Consider the following 15944-nt stretch of genomic DNA (forward strand, 5'->3'; position numbering starts at 1 on the left):
TCCTCTGTCGATATATCCATTCGGGCTAAAATCAAACTTGGGATGTTCTTCTTCCACCAGTTCACTTCTGATAGAAAAATCATCTACATGAAATTGCTTGAAAAAAAGACGGAGTTAATGAGCTAAAATAGTTTATAAATTTTGTAGTGCTTCAAAGGCGATCTTCTTAACGAAAGACTGACTTTTTCCTGTAAAAAAAAAAGGTAAATTCAATTGTTTTAACCAAAGTATCCCGCTCAAAATATACCCTAAAAAAAGCTCAATACTTTAGTGTATCTTGGTATCTTTAACTGGCAAGAGGCTTTTCTTATTCCTAAAACACTTTTCGCTTTAAGATCACGTCTTTCACAAAGCTTCTCGCCGTCAATTCCACAAAGTCAGAAACCATTAACGGTTCGCTTCACCTTGATGATATGTTTATATCAAGCTATCTTATAGCTTATATTTTATATGGCATTGATACAATGTTGGCTCGCAATGTAGTCGGGTGCAATTGTCACAAGTCCGAACAAACTCCGACGCAACTCCGTCTAAACCCCCTCGTAATGGTTAAATCTGTATCATTTAGGGACGAGCCAATTAGGAACGAGGAGGAGATTGTCCTATACTGGAATAAGTTTACAATAGAATTCGTGTTACTGCTATTTGTTTACAATTGAATTTAGTATTACTGTATCTGGTTTACAATGTTAAGATTTCTTACTGGTATTTGTTTACATAATCCTTTTTGTGAACGTTTTCTGGAGTTTGGTAGTCGCAACTGGCATGTAGCCTAATGTTATTGTACCTTTCTACTGCACTTTCTACGGCCTTGCCCGTCTGTTTATACGATTTAAAAACTTCATATAGATTCAGCTCCATATTAAGTATTCCGTTAACCCGTTCGGCAATAGCATTGTCATATGGGCTTCCAGTTTGGGTCATGCTGATCAGGATATGCTCCTGTTTCAGTCTGGACACATAATCGTCACAGCAATACTTGGTTTCACTATCCGAATGGTGGATAAGTACCACTGTTGGATATATCCTGTTGTTCACGGCCTTATCGAGTGCCTTTATACATCCAGAGGCTTTGAGGTCTGTTGACAGGTGATGTCCGATTATCTTTCTAGAATACGCATCGGTGACCAGCGAAAGATAATTGAACCCCGATAGGGTGCTGATGTAGGTAATGTCACTCACCCATATCTCCCCGGCTCTTTGCGCATGCCTCCTCTGCACCAGATCCGGATGTATCCTGAACCTGTGGTAGGAGTCGGTTGTGCGTGCATATCTTTTCCTGGACCGGATCAGCATGCCATTCGAGCGGACCAGCCTGAATATCGCATCCCTTCCCATAGAGATGCCAAGGTTCTGCAGAAAACCATTATTGAGTTCCTTGTAAAGCTTTATGCAGCCGGTCCTGGGCAGTTTCTCTCTGATCTCAACTATCCTCTGGAGTAATTAAATCTCTATCTTTCATTTTGAAAAGATTTAACTAACGATAATAAGATTCTAAATTCTCATTTTGATACCTATTATACAGTTTTATCTTCTACAATATAATTATAATTAAATACTTACTTTTACCCAAAGATGGCTTGTCTGTTTACTTGATAATTTTCTCAATGGCAAATTTATAATGATTAACTTCTGATTGAAATTAAATTATTATTGAAGCCAGTAGCTTTAATATTATTTGTAAACCAATGTTATCAAAACAAGTAAATGTTGATTTATTGATTTTGTTATATGGATGTGGAATCACTCAAATAGCATTGCCAAGTATATGTAGAAATTTTAACAAGTAATGGATGTTGTGATGAGCATGACTAAACTTAATCAAATCGATGAAAAGTCTCTATTGCTTCAGTTGAAAGATGGGGATGAGCGTGCATTCGAAATTCTATACAATAACTATAAAACCCGTATAGCCGGAAATTTATTTAAACTACTCAAATCTGACGATGTTGTTAAAGAAGTACTCCAGGAACTTTTTTTTAAAATATGGGAAGTGCGGGCGCAGATAGACCCTGATAAGTCTTTTAAATCTTACCTGTTTCGAATAGCGGAGAACCTCGTGTATGATTATTTTCGGAAGGTTGCGAAAGATAAACGATTACTAACTAAACTCATGGCCTCGAGTTCTGAGCTGTATTTTCATATTGAAGAAGATATGTTAAGTAAAGAAGATGCCCAAAAATTAGAGCATGCTATAAGTCTGATGCCACCTCAACGCAAAATGGTATTTACACTATGTAAATTAGAAGGCAAATCTTATAGAGAAGTGGAGGAAATTATGGGTATTAATACCAAAACCATAAGTAGCCACATGCTACAAGCCAATAGATTCCTCAAAAACCACTTTGGAGAGGCCTCAACCTTAAGCATTTCTATAGTTTTAGGTGTTTTATTCAAGGGTTTATAATCAAATCGCTCTTTTTATAAATTAATTGTTAATTTTTTGTTAAGCGACTAAGGATATTCTCGCTCAACTCCGTATTAGCTGTAAAATTTGACCTTGAAAACAGCCGATCAACTCCGTAATCTCTTCGAAAAGTACCTGAACAATAATTGTGATGCGATAGAAATGCAGCAATTGATGGATTATTTTGAGCTTGGTGAAAATCCGACCCAGTTGAAATCACTCATCTCTGATGCTTTGGAAGATTGGGACGAGCCATATGAAAATAACTCAGCTATTGCAAATGTTTTAGTGAAGGTTGATAAAGATTTATTTGATCAGATTCAACACACGAAAAAGTATGCACCAGAAGCCAAGCATAAGAAGCTTAAGGTTTGGATGCAGATTGCGGCTGTCGCCGCCATGGTGACCATCATATTTTCCGGAATTTATTTTTTTAATAACCAATCAGCAAAGCTTCCCGCTGTTGCCAAAGTGCTACCGCAGGAGGTTCAGCCAGGTGAATTTGGTGCTACGTTGACCATGGCCAATGGCCAGAAGGTTAATCTGGGTAGCGCCTCAAATGGAGAGATAAGCCGGGAATCGGGTATTGTCATCAGCAAGACAGATGACGGACGACTTGTTTATGAATCTGTTGGAAACGTATCCGATCCAAATGCCTTAAACACATTGTCTACCGCAAGGGGAGAAACCTACCAGGTGCGTTTGCCCGACGGTTCACTGGTGTATCTGAATGCAGCTTCAAGTATCACTTATTCTGCCTCGCTGATGCAAAATGGAAAGCGTATGGTTAAGCTAAACGGGGAGGCCTATTTTGAGGTGGCAAAGGATAAACTGCACCCATTCATAGTAGAAACGAATAAGCAGACGATAGAAGTGTTGGGTACGCATTTTAACATCAGCAGTTATGCAGATGACGAAACGGAAAAAACGACCTTATTGGAGGGAAGCGTAAAGGTATCCGCATCAGGAAATACCAAAATATTAAAGCCAGGCCAACAAGCTAAGCTTCATGAGGGAAAGATACAGGTTAGTGAAACAGATACTGACCTGGCTGTGGCCTGGAAAAATAATGAGTTTGTGGTGGAAAGTGAGCACATTGAAAACATCATGAAGATGGTTGAGCGCTGGTACAACGTTGAAGTGGTTTACCTCGGTGAAAAAACCAATCAGCGCTTCAGTGGTAAAGTATCGAGGTTTGATAAACTGTCTAAAGTCCTTGAAATTGTAGAATATACCGGGGAAGCTCATTTTAAAGTGAAGGGTAGAACCGTATACGTATCCAGATAATTAATAACGAATAATCAACTGAATTTTTAACCTTTTAACCGAACCACATGATAAGAGAAATACAATAAAGGGAAAGGTCCAAAGAAACAGGCCCCGTTTAACTGACGGGACCTGATAATGGTTTGGACTATTCGATTGAAAACCAAATTACAACCACAGTCTTTCTACGGTCCAACGCATCATAGACTGTTAACCAAACCAACAACTAATGTATCAAAAATCAAGGAAATTTGGTATGCCTAACCGGCTGTACCTCAAATTATTGTTAACTATGCGCTTAACCATCGTAATAATAATGGCGTGCCTTATGCAGGTAAGTGCGTCGAGCCTCGCTCAAAAAGTGTCTTTAACGAAGTCAAATGCTTCACTTCGATCTGTTTTTAAGGAACTTAACCAACAAACTGGTTACAACTTTTTTTATGCTGATAGCCTTTTGGAGAATTCATTTCCGGTGAGCATCAACGTTAAAGATGCTGAACTACCTGCTGTGCTTAACCAGATTTTTGCATCGCAAAACCTGGATTTTATTATACGCAATCAAACCGTGGTTATCAAAGCACGTGAAAGGGCCAGCCAGGAAATTATTACCGGTTTTGTTGGCGATGCAAAAGACCGCAAGCCCATCCCCGGGGTTACCGTTTCGATTAAAGGTACGAAATCTGCAGTTCAGACGGATAAAAACGGAAAGTTTACCATTAGTATATCCGCAGGTGCGGAATCACTGGAATTCCGTTTTCTAGGTTATAAAACCGTCGCTGTGCCCATTTCTCCAAATTCGAACTATTCAATTTACATGAGTGAGGAAGGGCTGACATTGAATGAAACCGTAATTACGGGTATGGTTGACAGGAAGGTAAGTACGTATACCGGTGCTGCTAAAACTATGACTGGAGCTGAACTTAAGGCTGTAAGTCCGGTTAATGTATTTGCAGGTATTGCTGCCCTCGATCCATCTTTCAGAATTATTCCCAACAATAAAATTGGAGGTAACATCAATGCTTTGCCTGAAATTACCATGCGTGGGCAAAACTCCTACCCAACACTGGGTTCAGAACTTGTTGGAAATCCAAATACACCATTATTTATTCTTGATGGATTTCAGGTTTCATTACAAGCCATCACAGATTTAGACATGAATCAAATTGCATCTGTTACTTTGTTAAAAGATGCATCTGCTACCGCAATGTATGGTTCCCGTGGGGGTAATGGTGTAATGGTTGTAACCACAATCCTTCCGCCGAGGGGAAAGGTCGAAGTTTCCATAACCAATAACTTCACTTTAGCATCACCAGACCTTTCTGTTTACCATATGCTGAATGCAGAAGAGAAACTGGATTTTGAACGTCGTGTAGGTTTTCTAAACACTTATTTTGGGCAGGCTATTAATGCCGAACGATATAAAGCTGTGGTGAGCGGGGTAAATACAGACTGGAAGTCTATTCCCGTTCAAACAGGCATTAACAACAGAACCAACCTTTCATTACGTGGTGGTGACCAGTCGCTGACTTTTAACCTTACCTTCAGCGGCAATTTTTTACAGGGTGTAATGAAAGAGCAGGACAGGAAAAATTATGCAGGAAGTTTTACCTTGAGTTATAAAACCAATAAATTAACGTTCCAGAATAATACGATCGCGACACAGGTTATTTCTAATGACTCGCCTTACGGGGAATTTAGCCAGTACCTGAATTTGAATCCGTACTGGAAACCTTATGATGAAAATGGTAATATAAACCAATACCTGGAGAACATCAATCTGGGCTTCGGTATAGGCAGTTCTGTTGTCTTAAATCCCTTAATGGATATTAATTATAACACCATTAATAACAGAAATAAGAACTTTAATTTAAGGAACAACACCAGCGTTCGTTACGACTTTAGCAAGTCCTTATGGTTCACCGGCGCACTGGGCATCACTAAAGTGAATGGTACGATAGATAATTTCTACTCCGCTTTAGACAGTCGTTTTAATGGCATTTCAGATATAAGTGCAAGAGGTACCTATTCGAAAGACAATAGTGATGCCTTTACCATGGATGGAACAGGTGCTGTGAACTACAACAAGAATTTTGGAAAGCATGGTGTTACCGTGTATGCAGGATTCAGGCTTGCCAGCACCAACTTCAATTCATATAACGTATCAACTCAGGGTTTCCCTTTCGATCGTCTGGATAACATCCTTTTCGCTGCGCAGTATTTGAACAGCAGACCTACAGGAACTGAAAGTACAATTAATAACCTTTCCTATACAGGGAGTGCGAACTACTCTTATGATAACCGGTTTTTTACCGATTTTACCTACACAAGAGACGGTTCTTCTGCTTATGGAACGAATAATAAATTTGGTAATTTCTGGTCTGCGGGTTTAGGATGGAACATTAACAATGAAAAATTCCTTAAGGATAGCGAAATAATTAACTTGTTGAGGATTCGGGGTAGTTACGGTTCTACAGGTACATCTGTACAGGATCCTTATGCCGCACAATTCAGGTATAACCTGGGTACATCGACCGGTTATTTCGGCGAAGTGGGCGCTTTTCCCGGCGCATTGGGCAACCCGAACCTAAGCTGGCAACAGGTACTGAAGTCGAACATTGGTATTGCTTCAGCATTTCTGGACAACCGTTTAACTTTCAATGCAGAATTTTATAATGAAGTGACGCAGAATGCGCTGACCACAGTTTCGCTGGCACCCAGTACCGGTTTTCCTTCATACACCGAAAATTTAGGGAAGATTCAAAACAGGGGAATGCAAGTCGACCTCGGTTATACCGTATTCTCGAACCCTCGTAAAGGTTTAAAATGGAATGTTTCAGTGAACGCAGCCACTAATAAGTCGATATTAAAAGAACTTTCAGGTAAGCTTAAAGCCCTTAACGCTGCATTGAATACCAGTAATTCTGCTCAGACAACTGAAAATGCGCAGTTTATTGAAGGCCGTTCGACCACAGCCATTTATGCGGTGAGGTCTTTGGGTATTGATCCGGTTACAGGCCAGGAAGTTTACCTGAAAGCAGATGGTACGCCAACTTTTGTATGGGATGTTAATGATAAGACCTATGTTGGCGACACAAGGCCTAAATGGACAGGTGCCATTAATTCAAACTTCTTATACGCAGGTTTTGGTTTGAATTTTAGCTTCAATTATAACTATGGTGCTGATTTATATAACACTACCTTATTAAATCGTGTTGAAGCCGTTGATGCACGCAATAACGTAGACCGCCGAGCATACGACCTGGGTTGGACAGGCCCCGGAAGTTTGAGCCCATATCGCAGGATTGCAACTTTCCCTACCCCGACAAAGCTTACCTCACGCTTTGTACAACGCGATAATAACATCCAGCTCAGTTCAATTAATTTAAGTTATCAGTTCAAAACCCAGTTTGTAAAAAAATTAGGCTTGCAGAACCTTAGTGTTAGTGCCACGACAAATAACCTGGGCACCTTTAGCTCTATTGAAATAGAACGTGGTACAGATAACCCTTTTGCCAGAGAATATACATTTGGTTTAAGTGCAAGATTTTAATTCAAAACATATTCATATCCCAATGAAAAGAACAACATTACTTATAGGAATCATGGCAATAGTTGCGGTGTTTTCCGGTTGTAAGAAATTTTTGGATGTAACTCCCAAAACAAGTCTGGCTGAAGAACAGCTGTATACTTCAGAACCTGGCTTTCAACAGGCTTTATCGGGTGTTTACGGCAAATTGGCTGGAACTAATCTTTACGGAGATAACCTGTCTATGGGCTTCGTTTCTGCCCTGGCACAAAATTATTCGACACTTAATACCAGCGCATCCATTTCGCTGCAACAAACACAACTCCTGAACTATGCTTCAAACGAAGTAATAAGTTATACCGATTCCATCTGGTCGTCCAGTTACAGCGCAATTGCTGCAGCAAATAAAATCATAGAAAATACAGCAGCAAACCGTTCTGTACTCAGCAATAATTCATATGCACAGCTGCGCGGTGAAGCTTTAGCATTAAGGGCATTTTTACATTTTGATTTACTGCGCATGTTCGGTCCGGAGTACACGGCAGGTGCAAACCTGAAGGCCATCCCTTACAAAAAGGATGTAAACGAAAATGCAATTATTCCTGCTACAACTGCTGATGTGGTTAAATTTGCATTGGCCGACTTGAAAGAGGCAGCGGATTTATTACAACCTGTCGACCCGATCGTGACCAGTGATTTAAGAAGCAGACGGAACAAATTGAATTACTACGGTATAAAAGCACTTGAAGCAAGGATAAGGTTATACAGTGGCGATAAACCAGGCGCGGCTGCTGCTGCAAATTTAGTAATCGGTTCGGGTAAGTATGCCTTCGTAACCCAGGCTGCGGCAGGTGCCATTAGTTCAGGTTTAACAGTACGCGACCGGCTATATTTCAATGAACAGATATTTATGATCCGGGTTAGGGATATATTGCCTACTGTACAGCGTTATTTCAGGTTTAGAGGTAGTTTAGATCAAAGCCTTACCCGTAGCCCTGCTAACTTTGCTACGCTGTTTGAAACTACATCCGGCGGCGGTTCAGACATCAGGTTCGTTTACCGTATTGAACAGGATGGCGGAAATTTATTCCCTTCTAAATTCTGGCAAGCCTCAAGCGCTACCACTACAATTGGTGATAATTTACTGGATCAGTATGTTCCGGGCATACGCCTTGCAGAAATGTATTACATCCTCGCTGAAACAGCTGAAACACCAGGTATAGGAGTAGGCTATTTAAATACGGTGCGTCAAAACAGGGGCATATCTAACCTGGCAACAACCATTACAGCTACCGATCTCACAGCTGCAATCACTAAGGAATACCAGAAAGAATTTTATGCAGAAGGACAGTTGTTTTTCTACTACAAACGTATTAAAGCAACGAGAATGTTGTTTCGCAACATCAATATGACACCGGCGGACTACAAACTACCGATTCCAGATAGAGAACTTCAATTTAATCCGAATTATGGAAACTAATCAAACTCGTATTATGAAATACTTATTATATATAATGATTGTGGTCTGTCTTTTTTCATGCAAGAAAGAAACAGTTGAGACCTATCAGGGAAAGGATGGCGTGAGTTTCTTTGCCTACACTTTCGAACTTTTACATACCACAGCTGTTAGAAATTACTCTTTTGCCTTACAGGCAACTCAAAAGCAGAGAGACACCCTGTTTATACCCATGCGCATTACCGGGAAGCTAACCGATCAGCCGCGTACGGTATTGCTGAAAACTGCTCAGGGAACAACCGCTACTGCGGGAGTAGATTTTGAGCTGAAAGAATTCACCGTTCCGATAGGGGCATCGAAATTTAATTATCCCCTGATATTGCTTAATTCTGCCGGAATGGCCAAAAATGTGTATAGAATTGTGCTGGAGCCCGCAGAAACTAAAGACTTTATTTTAGGTACTTTGGGCCAGACACCAAGGACAACCACTGCCCAGCCGGAGGAAAACTTCAGATACCTGAAGGTGGATGTAACCAGCCAATACATCGAACCAGCTTATTGGATCTACCTCCTTCAGGATTTTGGGGAATTCAGCGCCGTAAAATACAAGTTCATGGTGAAAACATTAGGTATTACTGATTTTAATTACGATAAAATTGGTTCTGATGGTTTATTGAATTTTCCGGTTACACTAAGGAATGCACTGGCCGCTTATGAGGCTGCAAATGGTCCATTGTTAGATGAGAACGGTCAGGAGATATCGTTCCCTTAATTTAAAATATTATGTATTTAAAATACTTTTTAAAGCTCAGCCCGGTTTTTATTGTCATCATGCTGGCATTTGCTGCCTGTAAAAAAGACAATCAATCGTTTAAATATGATCAAATCAACGACATTAAGATCACTGATGCAACGATCGCTTTTACGGTTTCTCAACTGGATTCATTAATCATCACACCAACTTTGTCGCAAACAATGCCCGAAGGTGATTCATTTACCTATAGCTGGAAACTTAATACAGCAACAGATACCACAACAATTGCTAAAACAAGAAATCTACGCACCAAAGTAACATTAAGCCCCGGCATTTATCCGGTAGTATACAAGGTGACGAGCAATAGAAATGGTATTTATACATTAAAGCAATATACCATTACCGTCAACGGCGCCTATCCGGATGGCTGGTATGTTCTTAACAGCAAGGATGGAAAAGGTAAAGCTTCTTTAATTCGTACGGATGATGTGATTTTTGATAACCCAATGGAAGTAGCCAATAATAAAACCTATCCGGGGAAACCATTAGCTTTATATAATTTTGCAAAAGGTAGCTTCTTTTATTATTTCACTGACCAAAATGTGTATCGTTTTAACATGAACGACTGGCTGGAACTCGGTGATAAAAGTTCGATACTTCCGGGATTGGCAACATCACTTCCATTTAAGGCAGCACCGGCATTTATCATGAATACCTCAAAATTTGAGCAGTATGTTGTTGCCGACGGTAATTTGTATGTTGGCGTTTCAGGAACAAACGCGGAGAATCTGAAGCCTTTATCACAACGCATTCCCGGTAATTATGATTTATTCCCTGGCGTTTTCCCCGGCAATTTTAACACAACCTATTTTTATGATAACACAACAATGAGTTTTATGGAGATGGGCATATTGTCAAGAGTACTACAACCATCACGGGCAACACCATCCAGACCTTTCGATATGGCAAATGTGGGTAAGAAAATGATTGCTTATGATCGTGGGGTAACTACTTTGTCACAAGAAGGGATTGAGTGGTATTACATTATGGAAGACAATGGTGGTCGTTACCTGATGTCCTTAACAGGTGACTCGGACAACAGTTTCCCTGGGGTGAACCAGAAAATGAATAACAGTCCGGAAATAGGAAGCGCAACGAACTTCGCGACTTCATCAATACTAAAACAACTTTATTACACCGTTGGTAACAAGGTTTATTTGTACGATATGCTTGCAAATGCTGCGCGTTTGATTTATACTTTCCCATCAGGCTACGTGATTAAAGATATTGAAATGTTGCGTAGCACCAGTAAGCAATTGGTAATCGGCGTTAACAATGGTACCGCGGGTGAAGTGTATTATTTCAGCATCAATGGCCAGGGAGAATTTACCAATGCTACTTATGCTAAGAAATTTACAGGCTTCGGTGAAATTATACAAATAGCACCTGCCAGACAAAATCTTTAACATATCTCATTAAATTATTATCCTTTTTAAAAATATATATAACCATGAAAAAAATATTTTTGTTCTTCACGCTAATTGTGATAGGGTCTTCATTGTACGCTCAAAAACCACAATTAGCCTACAAGGCGAGCCTTGATTCTATGAAGCTCTTCATCGATCTTTCAGAAAAAGAAAACATTCTTAACCGACTGGTAATAGCGCACCCAAACGAGAGTTTTGACCAATACAGAGCTATACTCGTAGATAATTTTGTAGTGGCAAAAAATTCTGCGAAGGCTTTATATTATTTTAACCAGATTCAGGAAACCGCAAGAATTATGTATGTTGAAAATGTCGCTACCGGTTTAATGGCTTACGATTTGAAAGCCGCTGAAACTTTGGTTAAGCAAGAATTAAACAACTCAACAAACGCAAAGGAAGAGCGGTTGTATTTATTACAGCTTTATAGTCAGGTGGCGGATAAACTGGGCGACCATGAAAAAGCTTTTGCTGCTATTAAAGAGTGCTATGAGCAGGCTAATAAAAAAACTGCAGGCTTGACTGCGCAATATTTTTATTTGATGAGCAAAACCGGTAGGTATCAGGAGGCGCTTCCAGAATTGGAAAAAGCAGTGTTATTAGGTTTAGCCAGTGATAGTCTGAAAATCGAACTGAAAAATGCTTATTCAAAGGTATATCCTAATGAGGATTCAAATGCCTACCTTAATAAATTAACAACTCAATTTGAATCCAAATATAAAGCAGAATTAGCAGCAAAAATGATATCGGAGCAGGCACCGGAATTTAAAGTCAGAGATATAAATGGTAAAGAAGTATCCTTGTCAGACTTTAAAGGAAAAACGATTGTTATTGACTTTTGGGCAACCTGGTGCGGACCCTGTAAAAAGTCGCTTCCGGCAATGCAAATGATGGTTAATAAATATAAAAATGATCCGACTGTAAAGTTTCTGTTTATACATACCTGGGAAACCTCATCAACACCTAAATCTGATGCTGTAAATTATTTGTTGACTCATAATTTCGACCTGCCTTTGTATATGGATTTAAAAGATTCTAATACAAAGACGAACCCCGCTGTAACTGCCTTTAATGTTTCAGGAATTCCTACGAAGTTTATTATCGATGGACATGGTAAAATACGATTCAGGGAAATGGGTTTGCTTATGCCGAATGACTTCGCTGTGAAGCAATTGTCTGCTATGATAGACCTGTCACGTTAAAGCACATTATTTATAAACTACCTTAAACTTGTTTGCGCAATCGTTTAGGATAGAACATTGATGTGTTATTTGATTTTAGCGAGTGCAACAAAACCATCTATCGTCTGGCCAGAATTGAAATTCCTATATAACAGCCTCAATTCCATTATTGGTTCGGCAGCAGGTTTAATTACAAAAATCATTAAAACGAGCGATCCGCAATAAATGATCGCTCGTTTAATTTGGATTAATAGCCAAAAATCTGATTCAGGTTTAGCTTATTAAATTGACCGAGTTTTGCAAGATCTGCCGGATTGATCTTCTTTTCAGAAGCCACAATGCAATAATTATAGGCTTTCCCGGAAAAGTTCTGACGATGAAAGTTTTTGATGTCCGAAAAATTAAGTGGTTTCAAATTTTCATATTCATCAATTCGGGAATCCCTATCCATTCCCAGCCTTTTATCTGCCAGATAATGACTAATGATGCCATCTTTTGTTATGCGTGAAGTCTGGATTTCATTAAGGGCAAATGTTTTGGAAAGATCATAAGATTTCTCTGATTCCGGCATTTCCGAGAGGAGTTCGTTCATGCCGGCAATTGCATCATTCATCTTATCTGCCTGTGCACCAACATAAGCCATAACTGTCGTTTCTTTATCCCTGCTGGCTGGAACTAAATATCCGGCGAAAGTAGAGTAAGCCAAAGCTTTGGATTCGCGGATGGTCTGGAAGACAATCGATCCCATGCCGCCTCCGAAATATTTATTAAACAAGGATATCTCTGCCGATTGTGATGGATCATAAAGTCCGCCGTTGCGTACCCAGCGAATTTCAGCCTGCACCATATCATAATCTGCAAAATAGACTTTGTTCGAATCTGTTTTTGTATAGACGAATTTTTTTAACGGAGCTGCCGTCGTGAATTCTTTGGCCAAAGGATGCAGCTTTACCAAATCAGTAGAAAGCGATCCCAGCGTTTTTGGGCCATAGTAAGTAATGGTGTGGTTATAGTTGGTTAAGTTGTGCAGCAGGTTAATTAAATCAGACGATTTGATGTTTTTTACCTCATCATTTGTCAATCCATAGGTAAATGGATTGTCTGAGCCATATTGCGCATAACTCATTAAACCACTGAGGATAGATGATTTGTTCAACTTTGCATTTTCCCTTGACTTTAAAATTCTGCCTTTAAGGTTCTCCAATGCTTCTTCATTCGGTTTACAGTTTGCCAGAACATCTTCCACTAAAGAAACAGCTTTTTCAAAATTTTCCTGTAAGCCTGAAATGTAGACCGTTGTTACATCGGTACCAACATTTATGCTGTAGCTACAGGCAATGTCGTAAAAAGCCTTACTGATGTCTTCAGAAGAGTATTTGTTTGTTCTCAGGAAGGATAAATATTGTGCAGCATAAGGCAATAGTTTATAGTTATATGAGCCCATATCAAAACGATAGCTCATGCTGAAAATTCCGTTTTCAGTATTTTGTACTGTGATGACATCGGCTATACCGGCTTTGCCAAAATTTAAATCTTTAGTATAATCTATAAATTTCGGTGCAATTGGCTTTACCGGAGCAGATATGATGTTTTTTGCAAATGGTGAAACCTCATTGGCATTGGTTTGAACAGCAGTTATCGCTGGTTTTTCTACTTTGATGATGCTTTTGTCTTCACCTTTGTGCTTAAAAATTGCAGCGTAGTTATTAACAAAGAATTGATTCGCAAAATCGACAATTTCTTTTTTGGTCACCTTAGCCATAGCGTCAGTTGAAGCCAACATTTTATCCCACTCGGTGCCCCGATTCTGAATGAAGGCAGTCATTGTATAGTTGGCACGAACATCATTGTTGTCAAAATTTTCCAGTTCAGCCAGTTTGATATTGGCAACGGTTGCATTGATTAGTCGCTCATCAAAAGCACCTTTTTTTAGCAAATCAATTTGTTCCAGCAACAACTTTTGTCCATCTTCCAGGCTTTGCCCTGTTTTTGGAGAACCTGAAAGGATAAAGATTCCATAATCCTTCATCTGGTTATAGCCAGCATTAGCCCTTAACATTTTCTGTTGTTTATTGATGTTAATGTCCATCAAACCGGCTTTTCCATTAGAAAGAATACTGCTTATTAAGTCCAGTAAAAGGCTTTGACGGGTATTTTGTGCGTAGCCACGGTAGGCTAAATAAAGGCTTTCCGCACTTGGCCCATAAATATCAACTTTTTGAGTTTGTGTAAGTGGTTTCTCCGGGGCAGGATTATAAAGTGATAGCGGTTTTGCTACCATGTAAGAAAAGTCTTTGTCTATTTTCTTAATCAGGTCATCATAATTTATATCACCCGACATAATCAATGCCATATTATTTGGCAAATAATATTTGTTATAGTATTTTCTAATTTCGGTTAGCGAAGGGTTTTTCAGGTGTTCAACGGTACCGATGGTGGTCTGCTGACCATAGTTATGGGTAGGGAACAAGACATTGAGCATTTTTTCATACATTTTACGTCCATCATCATCCAGCCCCCGATTTTTCTCCTCATAAACGGCTTCAAGTTCCGTGTGGAAGATACGAAAAACAGGCGCCCGGAAACGTTCTGCCTGTAATGCCAGAAACTTATCAATCGCATTCGATGGAAGGTCTTCCTCATAAACGGTTTTTTCAACGGATGTATGGGCATTGGTTGAACTGCTACCGATAGCTTTAGTCATTTTATCGTATTCATTTGCAATAGAATAGGTTGAAGCCTCACCGGAAACCTTATCAATTTCCGCATATATTTCTTTGCGCTTTGCCGGATCTGTCGTTTTTGAATAGGTTTCATAAAGTGTTTCAATCCTGTCTAAAAGCGGTTTCTCCTTCGCGTAATTTAGCGTTCCGAATTTATCAGTTCCCTTAAATAATAAATGCTCAAGGTAGTGCGCCAGGCCAGTATTGGTTTTCGGGTCAGTGTTACTGCCAGCCCTTACGGCCATTTTGTACACAATGTTCGGTTCTTTATTATTCTGCGATAAAATAACAGTTAGCCCATTTTTTAGCGTGTAAAATCTGGTTTTGGTTGGGTCATTTGTTACATACTTGTAACTGTAACCAGCAGATGTTCCTGTTTTCCATTGATAGGTATTTTGTGCTTGCACAACAATACCCACAACTAAGAAACTAATTAAAGTAAATAGTTTGATTTTCATTTGATTGTTTTATAAGTGATTATGATGATGTTAATCTGATCGATTGATTTCAACCCACAGATTTTGCAAATGATGTGGAGACTGTAAAAATCGCGCTTTCCACCTCACTTATCAATACATTCAATTTTTTCCGATAAATTTTCGCTTTAGTGGGACTTATTTACATTTTTTTATGTGTAGCATGCCAAATCCGATAACGATTACGCCTTTTTTCTTGTTCGGGTTTGATCTTTAAGGCTGCTTTGAAGTTTTCAAACTATTAAACAGGGTGACTTTCTGATAGACATGTAGGAGTTATGTTTTGATACTATCTTAAAGGAAAACTATTCACCCTGCACGCATCGAAAGAAACAATTAAAAAGACTGATGTCAACTTAATGCAGTGTTCTTGTTAAATGTTTAGATTGATCTAAATTTTTATGCCTGCTGACTTTTTGCAAACCAAATATATTTGATCGCAAATTTTTCCTATTTGGTATGCTATAAAACTCCTTTTTTTCAGATTGTATTGATTAGCTATCTTGCAAATCATAAATTTTCCGGTATTCCGCGATATTTTGTTGCTTTTTATTGGAATTTCAGGCCTATGTTGTTCTTCGGAATCCGATTTGTCATCTTTGCGATAGTCAGTCTAATCTCGTTTATATCATATGTCCCAATTCATCCATAACCACCTGAATGGAATATGT

At 39.2% G+C, this 15944-nt stretch carries 9 protein-coding genes; 7 read left to right on the forward strand and 2 right to left on the reverse strand.

The window, feature by feature from the left end; all coding sequences use genetic code 11:
• Positions 1–699: 699 nt before the first annotated feature.
• Positions 700–1431: an IS3 family transposase gene (locus ASE92_RS08985; protein ID WP_157255695.1), complete on the reverse strand. Its 732-nt coding sequence runs from the start codon at positions 1429–1431 to the stop codon at positions 700–702.
• 376 nt (positions 1432–1807) lie between these two features.
• Here ASE92_RS08985 and ASE92_RS08995 point away from each other — a divergent pair, with 376 nt between their 5' ends.
• The 7 genes from ASE92_RS08995 (at position 1808) to ASE92_RS09025 (ending at position 12095) form a co-directional block, all read left to right on the forward strand.
• Positions 1808–2407, forward strand: coding sequence for an RNA polymerase sigma factor (locus ASE92_RS08995; protein ID WP_235527326.1), 600 nt, complete (start codon positions 1808–1810; stop codon positions 2405–2407).
• A gap of 93 nt (positions 2408–2500) precedes the next feature.
• Entirely contained in the window at positions 2501–3694 is a 1194-nt protein-coding gene (locus ASE92_RS09000) for a FecR family protein (RefSeq protein WP_056849766.1), read from the forward strand.
• Between the two features lie 208 nt (positions 3695–3902).
• Positions 3903–7223: a SusC/RagA family TonB-linked outer membrane protein gene (locus ASE92_RS09005; protein WP_082454993.1), complete on the forward strand. Its 3321-nt coding sequence runs from the start codon at positions 3903–3905 to the stop codon at positions 7221–7223.
• A 22-nt stretch (positions 7224–7245) separates the two neighbouring features.
• A complete protein-coding gene (locus tag ASE92_RS09010) occupies positions 7246–8679 on the forward strand; it encodes a RagB/SusD family nutrient uptake outer membrane protein (RefSeq protein ID WP_157255696.1) in 1434 nt (477 codons plus the stop codon).
• 13 nt (positions 8680–8692) lie between these two features.
• On the forward strand, positions 8693–9427 hold the full coding sequence (locus ASE92_RS09015; RefSeq protein WP_162237752.1) for a DUF4843 domain-containing protein: 735 nt from the start codon (positions 8693–8695) through the stop codon (positions 9425–9427).
• 11 nt (positions 9428–9438) lie between these two features.
• Positions 9439–10875, forward strand: a complete 1437-nt coding sequence (locus ASE92_RS09020) for a PKD-like family lipoprotein (protein WP_056849770.1) — start codon at positions 9439–9441, stop codon at positions 10873–10875.
• 44 nt (positions 10876–10919) lie between these two features.
• Entirely contained in the window at positions 10920–12095 is a 1176-nt protein-coding gene (locus ASE92_RS09025) for a TlpA disulfide reductase family protein (RefSeq protein ID WP_082454994.1), read from the forward strand.
• Between the two features lie 226 nt (positions 12096–12321).
• On the opposite strand, the gene ASE92_RS09030 is transcribed toward ASE92_RS09025, so the two are convergent.
• Positions 12322–15255, reverse strand: a complete 2934-nt coding sequence (locus ASE92_RS09030) for a pitrilysin family protein (protein WP_056849772.1) — start codon at positions 15253–15255, stop codon at positions 12322–12324.
• Positions 15256–15944: the final 689 nt, after the last annotated feature.

Origin of the sequence: Pedobacter sp. Leaf41 (assembly GCF_001422545.1) — a bacterium.
Lineage (GTDB): Bacteria > Bacteroidota > Bacteroidia > Sphingobacteriales > Sphingobacteriaceae > Pedobacter.